Source organism: Actinoplanes oryzae (genome assembly GCF_030757795.1).
GTDB lineage: Bacteria > Actinomycetota > Actinomycetes > Mycobacteriales > Micromonosporaceae > Actinoplanes.
This window is the reverse complement of sequence record NZ_JAUQWH010000191.1, coordinates 1-16,228: the sequence shown is the minus strand read 5'-3', so window position 1 is coordinate 16,228 and position 16,228 is coordinate 1. Positions and strand designations below refer to the sequence as shown.

At 73.7% G+C, this 16,228-nt stretch carries 15 protein-coding genes and 1 pseudogene; 10 read left to right on the top strand and 6 right to left on the bottom strand.

What is annotated here, in order from left to right; translation table 11 throughout:
- Positions 1–313 (top strand): annotated as a pseudogene (locus RBH18_RS37800) (hypothetical protein); the annotation flags it as partial.
- Positions 314–476: 163 nt separating this feature from the next.
- On the opposite strand, the gene fgd reads toward RBH18_RS37800, so the two are convergent.
- Both fgd and RBH18_RS37790 read right to left on the bottom strand, forming a co-directional pair.
- Entirely contained in the window at positions 477–1,487 is a 1,011-nt protein-coding gene (gene fgd, locus RBH18_RS37795) for a glucose-6-phosphate dehydrogenase (coenzyme-F420) (RefSeq protein WP_306215312.1), read from the bottom strand.
- Positions 1,488–1,496: 9 nt separating this feature from the next.
- Positions 1,497–3,380 (bottom strand): sigma-70 family RNA polymerase sigma factor, encoded by a 1,884-nt coding sequence (locus RBH18_RS37790; RefSeq protein WP_306215311.1) that lies wholly within the window; start codon positions 3,378–3,380, stop codon positions 1,497–1,499.
- A 212-nt stretch (positions 3,381–3,592) separates the two neighbouring features.
- Here RBH18_RS37790 and RBH18_RS37785 point away from each other — a divergent pair, with 212 nt between their 5' ends.
- The 4 genes from RBH18_RS37785 to RBH18_RS37770 all read left to right on the top strand — a co-directional run bounded on the left by RBH18_RS37785 (position 3,593) and on the right by RBH18_RS37770 (position 6,693).
- Positions 3,593–3,994 (top strand): ATP-binding protein, encoded by a 402-nt coding sequence (locus RBH18_RS37785; RefSeq protein WP_306215310.1) that lies wholly within the window; start codon positions 3,593–3,595, stop codon positions 3,992–3,994.
- Between the two features lie 103 nt (positions 3,995–4,097).
- On the top strand, positions 4,098–5,216 hold the full coding sequence (locus RBH18_RS37780; protein ID WP_306215309.1) for a PP2C family protein-serine/threonine phosphatase: 1,119 nt from the start codon (positions 4,098–4,100) through the stop codon (positions 5,214–5,216).
- Positions 5,217–5,295: 79 nt separating this feature from the next.
- Positions 5,296–5,751 (top strand): MarR family winged helix-turn-helix transcriptional regulator, encoded by a 456-nt coding sequence (locus tag RBH18_RS37775; protein ID WP_306215308.1) that lies wholly within the window; start codon positions 5,296–5,298, stop codon positions 5,749–5,751.
- 66 nt (positions 5,752–5,817) lie between these two features.
- Positions 5,818–6,693 carry an LLM class flavin-dependent oxidoreductase gene (locus RBH18_RS37770; RefSeq protein WP_306215307.1) on the top strand — a complete coding sequence of 292 codons (876 nt, stop codon included), beginning with the start codon at positions 5,818–5,820 and terminating at the stop codon, positions 6,691–6,693.
- A gap of 524 nt (positions 6,694–7,217) precedes the next feature.
- Here the strand turns inward: RBH18_RS37770 and RBH18_RS37765 are convergent.
- Complete coding sequence (locus RBH18_RS37765; RefSeq protein WP_306215306.1) at positions 7,218–7,562, bottom strand: histone-like nucleoid-structuring protein Lsr2; 345 nt, start codon at positions 7,560–7,562, stop codon at positions 7,218–7,220.
- A 793-nt stretch (positions 7,563–8,355) separates the two neighbouring features.
- Here RBH18_RS37765 and RBH18_RS37760 point away from each other — a divergent pair.
- A complete protein-coding gene (locus RBH18_RS37760; protein ID WP_372339049.1) occupies positions 8,356–9,597 on the top strand; it encodes a D-alanyl-D-alanine carboxypeptidase family protein in 1,242 nt (413 codons plus the stop codon).
- Between the two features lie 277 nt (positions 9,598–9,874).
- On the opposite strand, the gene RBH18_RS37755 is transcribed toward RBH18_RS37760, so the two are convergent.
- Complete coding sequence (locus RBH18_RS37755; protein ID WP_306215305.1) at positions 9,875–10,372, bottom strand: DUF456 domain-containing protein; 498 nt, start codon at positions 10,370–10,372, stop codon at positions 9,875–9,877.
- Positions 10,373–10,519: 147 nt separating this feature from the next.
- On the opposite strand from RBH18_RS37755, the gene RBH18_RS37750 reads away from it, so the two are divergent.
- The 3 genes from RBH18_RS37750 (at position 10,520) to RBH18_RS37740 (ending at position 12,699) form a co-directional block, all read left to right on the top strand.
- Complete coding sequence (locus tag RBH18_RS37750; RefSeq protein WP_306215304.1) at positions 10,520–10,795, top strand: hypothetical protein; 276 nt, start codon at positions 10,520–10,522, stop codon at positions 10,793–10,795.
- A complete protein-coding gene (locus RBH18_RS37745) occupies positions 10,792–11,421 on the top strand; it encodes a PIG-L deacetylase family protein (RefSeq protein ID WP_306215303.1) in 630 nt (209 codons plus the stop codon). Before RBH18_RS37750 ends, RBH18_RS37745 begins: the two co-directional genes overlap by 4 nt.
- A 369-nt stretch (positions 11,422–11,790) precedes the next feature.
- A complete protein-coding gene (locus tag RBH18_RS37740; protein ID WP_306215301.1) occupies positions 11,791–12,699 on the top strand; it encodes a sigma-70 family RNA polymerase sigma factor in 909 nt (302 codons plus the stop codon).
- Positions 12,700–12,908: 209 nt separating this feature from the next.
- Here the strand turns inward: RBH18_RS37740 and RBH18_RS37735 are convergent, their stop codons facing one another.
- A complete protein-coding gene (locus tag RBH18_RS37735; RefSeq protein ID WP_306215300.1) occupies positions 12,909–15,227 on the bottom strand; it encodes a HelD family protein in 2,319 nt (772 codons plus the stop codon).
- 151 nt (positions 15,228–15,378) lie between these two features.
- On the opposite strand from RBH18_RS37735, the gene RBH18_RS37730 reads away from it, so the two are divergent.
- Complete coding sequence (locus RBH18_RS37730) at positions 15,379–15,891, top strand: hypothetical protein (protein ID WP_306215299.1); 513 nt, start codon at positions 15,379–15,381, stop codon at positions 15,889–15,891.
- 51 nt (positions 15,892–15,942) lie between these two features.
- On the opposite strand, the gene RBH18_RS37725 is transcribed toward RBH18_RS37730, so the two are convergent.
- On the bottom strand, positions 15,943–16,228 hold a 286-nt coding region (locus RBH18_RS37725; RefSeq protein ID WP_306215298.1), incomplete at its 5' end, for a sigma factor-like helix-turn-helix DNA-binding protein.

The following is a 16,228-nucleotide window of genomic DNA, read 5'->3' as shown; positions in this document are numbered from 1 at the left end:
CGCCGGGGGCACGATCGCCACCGAGTACGCCCGCCGGTGGAGCCGCGAGCCGCGCCGCCCGGTCTACCGGCCCGCCGAGTTGCCGGAGAGCCAGATCATCCGCCCCCGCACGGAGCCCGAGAGCCGCCACGGCCGCCACTCGGTCCCCCCGCCGCCCCGGCCCCGCCGCCGCACGGACCTGCGCGTGGTCCGCGGCGAGGGCGACGCCCGCACCGGCTGGGGCACGGGCGGCGGCAGCGCGGAGAGCGGGCGCGACCGCTGGGACGACCCGGGACCCTATTACCAGGCCGTCCCGGGCGAGAACTACCGCTGAGGCCGACCCGGGGCCGCGCCGCCACGCGGCTCCGGGCCGCGCCGCGGCCCCCAGGATGCTGCGCGGCCCAGGCTGCAACGCGGCCCGAGGCTGCAACGCGCCCCCGGGCGGCGGCGCGGCCCGGCGGCACGGCGGCGCGGCCCGGCCCGGCGGTATTCGCGGCTCAGGCGGACTTGCCGGCCCGGTCGCGGAGCCGGGGCAGGATGTCCTGGCCGTACACCTGCAGGAAGCGCTCCTGGTCCGGGCCCGGCGCGTGGAACACCAGGTGCTTGAAGCCCATGTCGAGGTATTCCGCCACCTTGGCGGCGTGCTCGTCCGGGTCGGAGGAGACGATCCAGCGCGACACCGTCCGGTCGACCGGCAGCGCGTCCGCGCGGCGCTGCATCTCGATCGGGTCCTCGACGCCGGTCTTCTCCTCCGGGGAGAGGGCGAGCGCGCCCCAGTAGTGCGTGTCGTTGCGCGCCTTCTCCAGGTCGGGGTCGAAGGAGACCTTGACCTCGATCATGAGGTCGAGGTCGTCGAGCGACTTGCCGCCCTTCTCGGCGCCCTCGCGCACGGCCGGGAGCAGTGTGTCGGTGTAGAGCCCGTGGCCCTTGCCGCTGGTCGTGATGAAACCGTCGGCGATGCGGCCGGCCAGGCGCGTGGCGGCCGGCCCCGAGGCGCCGATGTAGATCGGCACCGGGGTGTCCGGCTTGTCGTAGATCGTGGCCGTCTCGGTGCGGTAGAACTGCCCCTCGAACGTCACCCTGTCCTCGGACCACAGCCGCTGGATCAGCTGGACGGCCTCCTTGAGCCGGGCGAAGCGCTCCTTGCCCTCGGGCCAGGTCAGGCCGAGCGGCACCTCGTTGAGCGACTCGCCGGAGCCGACGCCGAGGATGACGCGGCCCGGGGCGAGGCAGCCGAGCGTCGCGAAGGCCTGCGCGACGACGGCCGGGTGGTAGCGGAACGTCGGGGTGAGCACGCTGGTGCCGATCAGCACGCGCTCGGTGCTGGTGGCGAGCGCGCCGAGCCAGGGCAGCGCGGCGGGCGCGTGGCCGCCGTCGTGCCGCCAGGGCTGCAGGTGGTCGCTCACGAAGACGGAGTCGAATCCCTGCTGCTCCGCCTCGATGCCGTAGCGGAGCAGCTCGCGCGGCGCGAACTGCTCCGCGGATGCCTTGTAGCCGAACCGAGTCATGAATCGACCCTATCCCGCTGCCCGGTACGCCTTGCCCGCCTCGGTCGGAGTGGACGAGTCCCGGTAGAGCCCGAAGTCGACGCTGTCGCCGACGGCGGGCAGGCCGAACCAGGCGTAGCGCTCGACGTACGACCGCGACTCCAGCCCCTTGGTGGTGCCCTCGATGAAGGCGACCTCCTGGGCGGCGGTCGGATACTTCGGGCTGCCCGAGAAGTTCATCAGCCCGAACTCGGTGACCCAGATCGGCAGCCCGTACTTCTTGTGCACGGCGTCCACGTACCCGAGGAACTGGCCGACCGCCGCGTCGCTGAAGTCGGACCCGTACCAGTGGATCGGGATGAAGTCGACCTTGAGCCCCTTGGCCTTCGCGCCGTCCATGAAGCGGTCGAGCCACCCGTCCTCGGTGTCGCCGCCGTAGGCCACGGCCGGCGCGCCCAGGCGCATCCCGGTCGCCTCCAGCTTCGGCCAGGCGGCGAGCGCGTCCTCGACGCTCATGTTGGCCTGCCCGCCCATGTCCGGCTCGTTGAAGCCGAGCAGCGTCCCGTCGCCCTCGCGCTTGACCTCGGCGAGGGTCGCGCTGGTGACGTTCGCCTTGCCCCAGATCATCGGTACGAACTCCACGCCGGCCGGCCCCGGCATGCTGTCGTTGTTCGGCGACCAGTTGTAGTACCACTTCGCGCCGACGTCCTCGAGCGCGCCCTGCACGCCGCTGAACTCCCACGTGCCGACGCCCTTCTTCCCCGAGATCGTCGTCACGGGAGCGGCGACGGCGGCCTTCGAGGTCTTGGGGGGCTTCGGGGACTTCTTCGCCTTCGAGGGGGTGGCCGACGGCGACGGCGACGGCGCGGCCGACTTGGTGACCACCGGGGGCGTTGTCCGCGGCGGCGCGGCGACGACGGCGGCCGTGGTGACCGGTTTGTCACCGCCTTGGTGGTACGCGACCACGGCCGCCCCGCCGCCCGCGACGGCGCCCGTCGCCAGGACAGCCGTCAGCACCCGCCGGCCGATCCCGACGGTGCCCTTGACGGCGATCTTGGCCGCGAGCACCTTGCCGGATCCGCCCGCCGCGTGGGCGGCCGTGTGGGCACCCGCCGCATGGGCCCCGGTGGAGACGGTCAGCGCGGGCAGGCCGTGCGAGAGGGTGTGCGGCAGCGGGACGAGCGCCATGCCGACGAGCAGCTTCTCCGCGGCCACGAGCCCGGACCACGCCTGCGAGCACTGCCGGCAGTCGCGGGTGTGCCGGGCGATGCGCTTGCGCCACAGGGGGCCGGGCCGGCCGTCCCAGTCGACCGTGAGCGCGGCCAGCTCGGGACAGCGCGGGCTCGCCTCGAGCGCCCGGACGACGGCCCGCGCGGTCTCCAGCTGCCCCTTCATCCGCTGGATCCGCACGGCGGCGTGCTGGCGGGTCACCTCGATCGCGTCGACGATCTCGTCGCGGGTCAGCTCGCCGGAGGCCTCCAGCCACCACAGCGACAGCAGCTCGCGGTTGTCCTCGTCGAGCCAGCGGGTCGCCTCGGCGGTCTCCCGGCGCTGGCCGGCGAGCTCGAGCCGGGTGATGGCCAGGTCGGTGAAGTCGGCGCCGGGGTCGCGCAGGTCGTCGGGGAGCAGCGCGTCCGGGGCCGCCCGGCGCACCCGGTAGCGCTCGCGCACCTGCCGGACGGTGATCGCGACGAGCCACGACCGGAACGCCTCGGGATCGCGCAGGTCGCCGAGGTTGCGCAGGACCCGGAGCATGGTGTCCTGCACGACGTCGTCGACGTCCGCGTGCCCGTCCAGCGCCCGGCCGACGATCGTGTAGACCAGCGGCAGGTAGCCGGCGACCAGGCGGTCGATCGCGGCCGCGTCGCCGGCCCGGGCGGCGAGCACCGTCGCGGTGTCCGGTTGATACGCCATCAGTGTGCAGACCTCTCCGTCGGGCTCCGATCTTGCCTCGCGATCGGGGTTTTGCCGACCGCGGAAAGGGAGACGGGGGCGGACGGACAGGGATAACAGGAACTTCCGGCAGAGATTTCGTCCGGTGGACGCCCGTCACAGCGGGGATTAGGCAGGGGGTCCGGCGGGAACACCATGGCCTGTCGGCGGACCAGATCGGAAGGGGCGGGGCGATGCGCTTCTCACTGAACCTGAACCTGCCCCGGGAGGCGGACAGCGTGCCGGCCGTACGCAAGATGCTGCGGTGCGCGCTGGCGGTGTTCGAGGTCGACCGGGAGGCCGGCGAGGACCTCGAGATCGCGCTCACCGAGGCGTGCGCCAACGTGGTGCGCCACGCGGACGGCGCCAACAGCATCGAGGTGCGGCTGGACGTGGCCCCGGACCGGTGCTCGATCGACGTCAGCGACAACGGCTCGGGCTTCGACGCCGACGCCGTCCCGGACCCCGCGAGCGGCGCCGCCAACGGGCGCGGCCTGTTCCTCATCAGGGCGCTCAGCGAGAACGTCCGGATGCAGTCGACCCCGCGCCGGGGCAGTTTGATCCACTTCGAGAAGGCGTTCGCCGGAGCGCGCTGACAGCTCCCGGCCCTGCGCCATGTCCCGTGGCGCTCCTTCTATCATCTTTGCTCTACGACAAATATTGCCGTGGTTCACAGAAGATCTGGAGAGCGAGGGCCGCGTGTCCGACCGTCCGACGTCCGTGGGAGCGCTGCTGCGCACGGCGCCGCCCGACCGGCTGCCCGAGGCGGCGGCCGAGCACCTCCGCCGGCACCATGCCGCCGGCCGGGTCGAGGTGCTGCTGGGCGACCTCACCCTGACCGGGCTGCAGCCGGTGATCGACGCGGACGGGCCGGTCGGCAACTCCCTCGCGCAGCGGTGCTTCGGCAGCCAGCAGCCGGTCCTCGACGGGAGAAGCGCCTACCTGCCCCTCACCGTGTGGGGCGAGCGCCTGGGCGTCCTCGAGGTCGAGACCCCCGCGCCGGACGACATCGAGCCGTTGCTCCCGGTCGCCGACGAGCTGGCGCTGGCGCTGCGGGCCGCCGACATCGTCACCGACCGGTACCGCCGGGTCAGTCGCCTGCAACGCCTGACCATGGCCGCCGAGCTGCAGTGGGAGCTGCTGCCCGGCCGGTCGCTGGGGGACGGGCGTTTCCTGGTCGCGGGGCAGCTCGAGCCCGCGTACGCGGTCCTGGGCGACCATTTCGACTGGGCCCTCACCGGCGACCGGCTCACCGTGACCGTCCTGAACGGCGACGGCGACGGACTGGACGCGGCCGTGCTGACGACCGTCGCCGTCAACGCCATGCGCAACGCCCGGCGCTCCGGCGCGAACATCGTCGAGCAGGCCGAGCTGGCGTCCGACGCGGTCTACGCCCGGTACGGCGGGGCCGCCCACGCCGCCACGCTGCTGCTTGAGGTGGACCTCGTCAGCGGACAGGTGGAGGCCGTCGACGCCGGATCCCCGCGCGCGCTCGTCGCCCGGGACCGCGACATCGTGCCCGTACGCCTGGAGCAGCAGTTGCCCCTCGGCATGTTCAGCGAGACCCGGTACGAGACGCAGCGCTTCACCCTCGAGCCCGGTGACCGATTGTTGATCGTCAGTGACGGAGTGCACGAGGCGACGCCGGGCGGACGTCCGCCGTACGGGGAAACAGCCCTGCTGAACGCCTTGCGCCGGACGCGGCTGCAGCCCGCCACCGAGGCAGTGGGTACGGTGATGCGCGACCTTCGCGAATATCACGCGGGCCGGGAACCCGACGACGACGCGGTCACCGTCTGCCTCGACTGGAGGCGATGACGCTTCAAACCGGCGGCGAACGGGTACCGGCTGCACCGGCAGTAGCCCCTCTTCAGTCCCTGCGTCCCGAGGACTTGGCATGGAGCGCGTCACCGACGTCGCCGCGGCCGTCGAGCCGGCGGTGGAATCGCTGCTGGGCGTCTTCGAAAGCGCCCGGCTCGCGCAGTCACCGGCCGTGCCCCCGGCGCAACTGCGCGTTCTCACCATCATCTCGCGCAACGACGACACCAACATGAGCCGGCTCGCCGAGGCGCTGGACGTCGTCCCCTCGTCGGCGAGCCGCCTGTGCGACCGGCTCGAGGCGACCGGCCTGCTGCGCCGCGTCCCCGACCCGCGCGACCGCCGCGAGGTGCGCCTGTTGCCCACGCCCGCCGCCCGCAAGCTGCTGGAGGAGCTGCGCGAACGGCGCCGGGCCGCGCTCGCCGAGATCCTCGAGCGCATGCCGCCGGCGCGGCGGGCCGACCTGGTGCGGGCGCTCTCCGCCTTCGACGCCGCCGCGACCGCCGCCTCCGGCACCGGCCTGCGGACGGCCTGACCCCGCTTTCCGGCCGCGGCCCTGGCCGCCGCATGTCGTGATCAACTGCTCGGGTACGGTCGGCCGGTGCGCATCGGCATCGTGATCCTTCCTGACCAGCGGTGGGCCGTGGCGGGCGAGCGCTGGGAGCGGGCGGAGCGGTACGGCTTCGACCACGCCTGGACGTACGACCACCTGGGCTGGCGCGACCTCGTCGACGGCCCGTGGTTCGACGCCGTGCCGACCCTGACCGCGGCCGCCACCCGGACCAGCCGGATCCGCCTGGGCACGTGGGTGGCGTCACCGAACTTCCGGCACCCCGTGCACTTCGCCCGCGAGACCCTCGCCCTGGACGACATCTCCGCCGGCCGGCTGCTGCTCGGCGTCGGCGCGGGCGCCACGGGCTTCGACGCCGGGGTGCTCGGGACGCCGGAGCTCACGCCCCGCGAACGGGTCGACCGGTTCGAGGAGTTCCTGGGGCTGTTCTCCCGGCTGCTCACGTCGGATCACGTGTCGCACCGGGGGGCGTACTACGCCGCCGTGGACGCGCGCACGCTGCCCGGACCGGTGCAGCAGCCGCGGCCGCCGCTGATCGTGGCCGCCAACGGGCCGCGCGGGCTGCGGCTGGCCGCCCGGCACGGCGACGGCTGGGCCACCACGGGCGCGATGTACGCCGACGACGAGGCCGCCTGGTGGAAGTCCGTCGCCGACTCGGCCGCCCGCTTCGACGCGGCCCTCGCCGACGCGGGCCGGGCCGGCGCCGACCGGTACCTGAGCCTGGACTCCTCGCCCGTCTACTCGCTCAGCAGCGCGGGGGCGTTCGAGGACGCGGTCGGCCGGGCGGCGGAGCTCGGCTTCACCGACGTGGTCACGCACTGGCCGCGGGCGTCGAGCTGGTACGCCGGCTCGGAAGAGGTGCTGGAAACGGTCGCGGGGATGCTCCCCGCGCTGCGCGAGTCCTAGCCTTTTCGTTCAGTACTTCGTGCAATGGCACCGGGCGGGCGCATTCCAGGATGCTCGTTCCGGCCCCGCGCCGTTTCCGGGCGCCGTTTCCGGGCGGGCGCTAAAGATCACGCGGAACGGCGCGGCGCTTACCGATAGCGCTCGGTCCGATGCGCAGCGTTTGCGGGGGCTATCGCCCTTCCGGCCCGGGGCGGCCTCTCCCCCGGGGTTTCCGTCTCCGGCCGCGAGTGCCGGCCCGGCGTCTCCGGTCCACGCCTCTCGGACCGGCGCCCTTCCCCGGCCGCCGTGGCTTTTGTCGCCGCCGGTCGCCGCGGTCGTGATTCTTGTGGCCGGCGATGGCAGTGGTCGCGGCTTTTGTGGCCCGCGACGGCGGCTGCCGCGGCTTCGTGGCCGCGGTGGCGGTGCCCTTCGCCGGGGGTGGCGTCTTTCGCCGGCGGCGGCTTCCTTCGCCGGCGGGCCGGGCGGTCCCGGGCCGTCGGCAGAATGTCTTCCGGGGGAGCCGCCCTGACGAGCGGCTGCCCAGGTCAGCGGCTGTGGGCCGCGCGGTAGGCGCTGCTCACGCTCTGCGGGATGCGGCCCCGCTCGGAAATCTGGTGCCCGTGCTGGACGGCCCACTCGCGGATCAGCCTGTTCTCGTCGCGACTGCCCGCGGTGCGCACCGGGGCGGGCCGCGACAGCCGTGCCGAGCCGGCCCGGCCGACCCGGGTGCCCGCGCTGATGAACGGGTCCAGCGCCTTGCGCAGCTTTCCGGCATTCGCCTCGGAAAGGTCGATGGTGTAAGCCGTGCCGTCGAGGCTGAACTCGACCGTCCGATCGGCCGGCTTTCCATCGAGGTCGTCGATGAGGGTGGTGATTACCTGCCGCGCCATAACGACTCCTGAGTGCAATGAGGCTATTCAGCGCGGGCCGGACCGCGGCGGTGAGCCCCGGCGTCCCACCGGTCGAGGTCGCCCCGAATAACCCTCAATCCGAAGAATGCGCTCAGTCTGGCGCGTGAACGGCCGGCGGCGCAACAGTTCCGGCCAATTTCACAGAATCATGCCGACCCAGGTCAATTGCTGTGGCCCGGCGCCCCGGAAATTGCCGCCGCCTTTTGCGCCGAATCGGCGCGGCGCCGGCGCGGGCGGGACGGGCCGCACGCTCCGGCGAGTCGTCGCCGGCGGCCGTCCGTACCGGGCCGGGAGAGGGACCATCAGCCGCGGGCCGCCGATGGTTACGGGCGGGCCATCATGCTCACAGCAGGTGGGCAGCGACGCGAAGATGCCGTTAGGGTCGGGCCATGGACGCCGCCTTCCCGCCGACCGGCACCCCCAGGCCGGCCGCGCGCACCGGCGGCGCCGAGATGATCCCCATGGCGTTCCCGCCAGAGCGCCGCCCGACCGCAGGAGCCGTCCGGCAGTGACGTTTGGCAGAACCCTTCCCGCGACCCGGCGCCGCGTCGTGGCCGCCCTCTCCGCGCTCGCCCTCGGGACGAGCACCGCGATCTCGCCCCTGGGCGGAGCCGTGCCCGCAGCTCAGGCCGCCCCGCCCACCGGCGTTCCCGCGCCGGCCGCAGCCTCCGGGCCGGCCGGCGCTCTGTCCGTGGCCGCGCCCGCCCAGGCCTTGTCCGCGGCCGCGCCCGCCCAGGCTCTGTCCACGGCCGCGTCCGCCGGGGCCCTGTCCGTGGCCGCGCCCGCCGGGGCCCTGTCCGTGGCCGCGCCTGTCGGAGCTCTGTCCGCGGCTCAGGCCGCTGCGGCCAGGGCGGACGTGCCGTGCCCGAAGCCGGACGTCAAGCCGCCGGCCGGGCGCCCCGCACGGCCGAAGCCGCCGGCGGACGACCCGGTGCTGCGGGCCGTCGGCGGGGACGCGCTGGCGACCGACGGGCTCGTCGTGCCGGCCGGCGCGAAGAAGCCGCCGGCGCTGACCGCCACCACGTGGCTGGTCGCCGACCTGGACACCGGCGAGGTGCTCGGCGGGTGCGGGCCGCACGTCTACCAGACGCCGGCGAGCGTGCAGAAGCTGCTGCTCGCCGCCACGGTCATGCCGAAACTCGACCCGAAGAAGACCATCACGGTCACCGAGGGCGACCTCGACATCGAGCCCGGAAGCTCCGCCGTCGGGCTGCTGAAGGGCGGCCGGTACACGATTGCCACGCTCTGGCTCGGGCTGATCCTGCAGTCCGGCAACGAGGCCGCGAACGCGCTCGCCCGGCTCGGCGGCGGCGCCGGCGGCGTCAAAGCCACAGTGGCGGCCATGAATGCGGAGGCGAAACGGCTGGGTGCGTACCAGACGCATGCGGTGACCCCCTCCGGCCTGGACGGGCCCGGACAGTTCACCAGCGCCTACGACCTCGCGCTGATCGCGCGGCAGGTGTTCTCGTACCCCGACTTCGGCAAGTACGCGCGGACGAAGGCCACGCAGATCCCCGCGCAGAAACAGCTCAAGCAGGGCGGTTTCCAGATCCAGAACGAGAATCGCCTGATCTTCGACTATCCGGGGGCGCTCGGCGGCAAGACCGGCTTCACCCAGCTCGCCCGCCATTCCTATGTCGGCGCGGCCGAACGCGGCGGCCGGCGCCTGGTCGCGACGCTGCTGGGCGCCGAGTCCAACCCGCTGCGCGGCTACGAGCAGGGCGCGCGGCTGCTCGACTGGGGCTTCTCGCTGCCCAAGGACGCGTCGGTCGGCAAGCTGGTCGCCCCGGACGGCCAGGACGCCGAGGGTACGGCCGCCGGCACGAAGGCCTCCCCCGCCCCGGCCGCCACGGACCGGCCCGCCCCGGCCGCCGCCCGCCCCGCCTCCTCGGACACGAAGGTCACCCTGGCGCTCGCCGCGACGATCGCCGTCGTCCTCGCGGCCACCCCGCTGCTCCTGCTGCTCACCCAGCGCCGCCGCCGGGTCCGCCGCCGCCCGCAGGCCTTCTACTGACCCGCTGACCGGAGCCGCTTGACCTGCTGACCGGAGCCGCTCGTCCCGTGGTCCGGGCCGTCGCTTCCTGACCCGCGCGCTTCCCCGGCCCTCGGGCTCCGGCCCGGCGGTCCGAGCGTCGTTCCGTCCCGCCCCTGACCCAGCGGTCCGAGCATCACTCCGTCCCGCTCTGACCCGGCGGTCCGAGCGTCTTCCGTCTGGCTCCGGCCCGGCGGCGCGAGCGTCGTTCCGTCTGGTTCCGGCCCGGCGGCGCGCGCGTCGTTCCGGGCCGGCGCGGTCAGGTCCAGAGCAGGCCGAAGAGCCAGAGGACGCCGATGCCCAGGGCCGCGGCGAGCTCGACGAGCAGCGAGAGGCCGACCGCGGCCAGGGCGCCCCGGGTGGAGGGCCAGGCCCGGTTGCCACCCAGGCGCCGGGCCTCGGCCAGGTAGATGCCGAGCACGAAGCCGAGCACCAGCCCCACCACCGGCACCACGAAGAAGCCGGCCAGCCCGAGCAGGCCGCCCGCGACCAGGGACGACGTCGGGACGCCGGTCTCCTTCAGCCGCCGGCCGGGCCACAGGTACTTGACGACCGTGCCGCCGGCGGCGATCGCCGTGGCGAGGACGAGGACCGCCCAGCGGCCGCCGTCCGCGTCGCCGAGCAGCGCCCAGAAGAGGACCGCCGCCCAGCAGAGGAGCAGCCCGGGCAGGACCGGCACGAGGACGCCGATCACCCCGGCCAGCAACGCGAGCCCGGCGATGAGGTCGACGGTCGTCCCGGTGTCGGAGAGGTCCATGCGCTCCACCGTGCCGCAGTCCCGCAACATCCGCGCGGCGGGAAAAGCACATTCCCGAGTTCTCAAGCGGTGGCCCCCGCGACCGATGGACACTCAGCGTCGCCGAACCCCCGGAGCGACGCCCCTCTACGCCGCGGAGGTAGCCCCATGCTGCGCGTCCCCACGTCGCGGACCGGCCGCGCCGTGCTCATCTCGATGGGCGCGGTCGCCGCCGCCGGAGCCGTCGCCGCGCTCACCGCGCTGGGTGGCGGCCAGCTGGGCGCCCTGCTGCTGAGCCTGATCGTGGTGGGAGTCGCCTTCCTGACCCGTCGCCCGGCGGCGGCCACCGCCTTCGCCGCGGGCGACAGGGCGGGACGACCGGCGGTTGCCGAAGGGGTCGCCGGGGCCAGGGAGACCAACGGTACGGACGGGAGTCAGTCGTGAGCCGCAGTGTGCTGGCCGTGGGGGCACACCCCGGCGACCTCGAACTGGCCATCGGCGGCACCCTCGCCGCGCACCGGGCCGCCGGGGACTCCGTGACCATGCTGGTGCTGTCGTGCGACGGGCCCGACGCCGCGTCGACGCGCCGGGCCGAGGAGGCCGCGAAGGCGCTCGACTGCCTGCTCGTCTGGGGTCCCGACGCCGCCGAGCGCCGGCACCGCGACCGGCGGTCGAACCCGCGCAACGGCCCCGACCGGCGGCAGCGCACGGAGGCGCCGCCCGTCACGGCCGCCATCGAGAACGTGCTCACCGGGGTCGACGCGGACGTCGTCTACGTGCACGCGCCCGAGGACCGGGACGCGGACCGCCGGGCGGCCGCCGAGTCCACGGTCGCGGCCGCGCGGCACAGCAGCCGGGTGCTGTTCTACAACGGCGAGTCGACGCTGCGGTTCGAGCCGTCGCTGTTCGTGGACATCACGCCGTACCTGAGCACGAAGTTGACCGTCACCGACGACCCGGAGCTTCCCACCGCCACGGCCCGCCACTTCGGGGCCCAGGCGCGGGTGCGCTATGCGGAGGCGTTCGCGCCCGACCGGTTCGTCTGGGATCTCGCCCGCGACTGGAGCTGAGCGACCACGCCGGGCGGCGCTCACCCGCTGAGCGAGCACAGCGCCGCTTGAGCAAACGCAGCGCCGCTTGAGCAAACGGAGCGGCGCTGGTGCGGACGCAGCGGCACTTGAGCAAACGGGGCAGCGCTGGTGCGGACGCTGCGGCCCTCGTGCGGACACTGCGGCGTTTGAGCGAGCGCCGCGGCGCTTGCGGCGCTGGCGCGGACGATCGCTCGCTGGGCGGCCGGGGCGGCACTTGAGGGGAAGTGACGAAGCAACCAGGCGGCAACTGAGAGCGACTCGAACCGTCACCCCGGGTCACCGAAATTACTCGTGTCAAGCCGGTACGGCCCACCGCCGGGCCACCGACCAGCACACGGGGGACTTCACATGACCAGCACCATGACGATCGCTGCCGACCTCGCCGCCGACACCACGACCGCCATCGCCGTGCTGTCCGCCGCCGAGCAGGAGGAGCTGATCCGTCAGCACATGCCGCTCGTCGGGCACCTCGTGCGTGACATGCTCAGCCGCATCCCGAACCACATCCACCGCGACGACCTCACCAGCGCCGGCCTGCACGCGCTCGTGACCGCCGCCCGCGGCTGGGACCCGACCCGCGGCATCCCGTTCCACCGCTTCGCCACGACGCGCATCCGCGGCGCCATCCTCGACGAGCTGCGCTCGCTGGACTGGGCGACGCGCTCGGTGCGGACGAAGGCGCGCCAGACCGACGCCACGCGGCAGAACCTGACCGTCGCCCTCGGCCGCACCCCCACCGCCGACGAGCTCGCGCAGGCGCTGGGCACCACCACGACCGACCTGCACCAGACCGACAACGACGTGCAGCGCGCCACCGTCCTGTCGCTGCAGGGCTTCACCACCAGCAGCGCCGACGACCTGGTCACCGAGGCCGCCCCCGGCCCCGAGGACATGCTGATCCGCCGCGAGCAGATCGGCTACCTGCACCACGCGATCGACTCGCTGCCGGAGCGCCTGCAGTACGTCATCAACGAGTACTTCATCAAGGAGCGCCCCATGGCGGACATCGCCGCCGACCTGGGCGTCACCGAGTCCCGCGTCTCCCAGCTCCGCGCCGAGGCCCTCTCCCTGCTCAAGGACGGCCTCAACACCCACCTCGACCCGCACCTGGCCCCGGTCCCGGACAACCCGGACAGCATCGTCGCCCGCCGCCGGGGCGCCTACTTCGAGCAGATCGCCGGCAACACCAGCCTCCGCTCCCGCCTCGCCCTCACCAACGCCTACGGCCACACCCCCGTAGCCATGGGCGCCGCCTGAACCACCCTTCTCCGCAGCCGCGGGTTGTCCACAGGGCAACCCACGGCTGTGCCGTTTCCGCCGGCGCGGCCTGGCGAGCGGGCCACCGCCGAGGGCACGCCCGGCGCGGCCTGGCGAGCGGGCCGCCGCCGAGGGCACGCCGGGGATGCGGCCTCGGGACGAGCCGGCGCAGCGGCCGGCCGGATGAGCACCGGCCCCCGCTTCCGTCGTCACGCCAGGGAGTTGAGCTCCTTGGGCAGGTCGGCCGTGTGCAGCACGCCGAGGCGGCGCGTGGCGCGGGTCACGGCGACGTAGAGGTCGCTCAGGCCGCGCGGGCTCTCCGCGATGATCTCGTCGGGCTCGACCACCAGGACGCTGTCGAACTCGAGGCCCTTGGCCTGCTTCACGGTCATCAGGACGATGTGGTTGAGCAGGTCGGGCTGCTCGCCCACGGCCGCGCCCGGGACGGCTTCGATCAGGGCGTCGCCGAGGGACTGCTCGAGGGCGGCGGGGACCAGGACGCCCACCCGGCCGTCGTCGACCTCGGCGGCTTCCTTGCGTACGGTCGCGATCAGGTCCTCGGCGAGGGCGGGCGGCTGCACGCGGCGGGCCCACGGGGTGACGCCGGCCTCGCGGACCGAGCGGGGCGGGGTGAGGGACGGGTCGACCGAAGCCAGGACGTCCGCGGCGACCGCCATGACCTCGGCGGGCGTGCGGTAGTTGACGGTCAGCTCGGTGAGGCGCCAGCGCTGGGCCACGTACGGCTCGAAGACCTGGTCCCACGTGGTCGTGCCGGCCAGGTCGCCGGTCTGCGCGACGTCGCCGACGACGGTCATCGAGCGGCTCGGGTTGCGGCGCATCAGCAGCCGCCACGCCATCGGGGAGAGCTCCTGGGCCTCGTCGACGATCACGTGACCGAAGACCCACGTACGGTCGGCGGCCGCGCGCTCGGCGGCGGTGCGCGTGTCGAGGACCTCGTGCCGTTCCACGAAGGCGCTCGCGTCGACGACGTCGATGGCGGACAGGACCTCGTCCTCGGCGTCGTCCTCGAAGTCCAGGGAGCGGGAGCCTTCGACGATCTCGAGCACGCCCTCCGCGTACTCGATGGCCTCGCGGCGTTCCTGGGCGGCCTGGCGGGCCCGCAGGGTGTCGTCAACGCCGAGCAGCTCGGCCAGCTCGTCGAGCAGCGGGACGTCCGCCGGGGTCCAGCGCGACTCGCGGCTGCGCAGGAGCAGGTCGCGTTCCTCGGAGGTCAGCTCGACGGCCGCCGACTGCAGCCGGTCGGCGTCGCTGAGCAGGTCACGCAGCACCTGGCGGGGCGTGAGGACCGGCCAGAGGTCGAAGAGCGCCTGCTGGACGTCCAGGTCCTCGCGCAGCTCCCGGCGCGTCTCGGCGAGGTCGGCCTCCTCCAGGAGATTCTCGCCGCCGAGCGGGTCGGTGCCGATGCGCTCGGCGATCTGCAGGGACAGGGCGTGGATCGCCTCGGTGACGAACACCTGCCGGGCCACGTTGTGCGGGCGGCCCGTCCGGCGGGCAGCCGCCCGGGCGTCCTCGCAGACGGCCCGCTCGATGCGCAGCGGGTAGCCGTCGTGGTCGACCTCGACGAAGTCGCCGGGCACGGACTGCCGGTCGGCGACCGCCTTGGCGAGCACGTCCAGCATGGACAGCCGGCCCTTGATCTCGGCGGCCGCGGCGGGCTCGGCGGCCCGGGCGACCACGCCCGGGAACATGTCGCCGAGGGTGGCCAGGAGCACACCGGTCTCGGCCAGGGTCGGGAGCACCTGGGAGATGTAGCGCAGGAACGTCGCGTTCGGACCCAGGATCAGCACGCCGGAGCGGGTGAGCTGGGCGCGGTGGGTGTAGAGCAGGTACGCCGCCCGGTGCAGCGCCACGGCGGTCTTGCCGGTGCCCGGGCCACCCTGCACCACCATGACGCCCTCGAGGCCGGACCGGATGACCTCGTCCTGCTCGGCCTGGATGGTCTCGACGATGTCGCGCATCCGGCCGGTGCGCCCGGCGCTGAGCGCCGACAGCAGGGCGGCCTCGCCGGTGACGTCCTCGCGGCCGCTGTGCCCGCCGGCGGCCAGGTCGAGCACCTCGTCGTCGACGCCGACCAGCTTGCGGCCCTTGGTCCGCAGGTGCCGGCGGCGGGTCACGCCGTCGGGCGAGACGGCCGTGGCGAGGTAGAAGGGGCGGGCCGCCGGGGCGCGCCAGTCGATCAGGAGCGGGTCGAGGTCACGGTCCTCGGCGAACAGTCCGATGCGGCCGATGTAGCGCGGATTGTCCGCGGCGAAGTCGAGCCGGCCGAAGCACAGGCCGTTCTCCACGGCGTTCATCTGGGCGACCTGCTCGGTCCAGTGACCGCGCATGGCCTCCCGCTGCTCACGGCCCTGCGGGGTGCCGCCGCCCTCGAGCAGGATGAGGCGCAACCGCTCGGCCGCCTCGTCACGCAGCACGTCGAGGCGGCGGTAGAGGGTCGTCAGGTGTTCCTGTTCCGACGCGATGTCGTCGGCGGAGCTTGACAAGGCCACTCCTCGCTGTGGTAACATTCGGCAGGTCAGCGCCCCTTCGTGGGCGCTTTTTGTGTTTCCCGCAAAGCGAAAACAATAGCCCATGCCGGCCGCGGTGACGAGCTGTCCGGAATCCGTCAGGACTCGCCGTGGCCGTTACGTGCCGGGCGCCCGGAGCTTTAACCGGGTCATGAACCACAGCCACTCCTTCCGGCGCGCCGGTGCGCTGGTGCTCGCCGCCACCGCCGCCCTCACCTTCACCGCAGCCTGCTCCGACGACGACGAGGCGCCGGCCGGCAACGCCGCCGCGGCGGCCGGCGGCCCGGAGCCGAAGACCCTCGAGGGCGCCAAGGCCGCCGCGCAGACCGTGTTCGACCGGTTCAGCGGCGGCGACTTCGGCGGCGCCTGGGACATGTACACCTCGGCCGGCAAGCAGGCGATCAGCCAGGCCGACTACGTCAAGCTCAACGAGACGTGCTCGCGCAAGGGGCTGGCCATCACGCTGACCAGCGCGCGCATGGAGGGCACCGACAAGGCGGTCGTCATCGCGAAGCAGCTGGTGAACGCCCAGTCCTACACGATGGTGTACGAGGGCGACGCGTGGAAGCTGGAGCCCGCCAAGGAGGGCCTCGAGCTCTACGCCAAGGGCGCCGACAAGGCCATCGCCGCGCAGAAGAAGGCCGGCACCTGCGCCAACGCCTAGGACGGAACCACCGATGCCCCGGTCCGCTCGGACCGGGGCATCGTCATGGGGTCAGGCCGCGACGACCAGCGGCAGGCCGTCGGGGGACGTGACGGCCAGGCGGTCGCGCAGCGTGCCCCGGCTGCCGATCTGCTCGTAGTAGGCGGACCGGCGGCGGGCCACGCAGCCCTCCTTGGCCGGCTGGGCCAGCGCCGGGTCGAGGTGGGTGTTGAGGCCGTCCTTGAGCAGCGACAACGCCTCGGCGCGCAGCTGGGAGACGCGGGACTCGGTCACGCCCAGCTCGGCCGCGATCGCCGCCATCGGGCGCTCCTCGAAGAAGTAGCCGATGATCACCGCG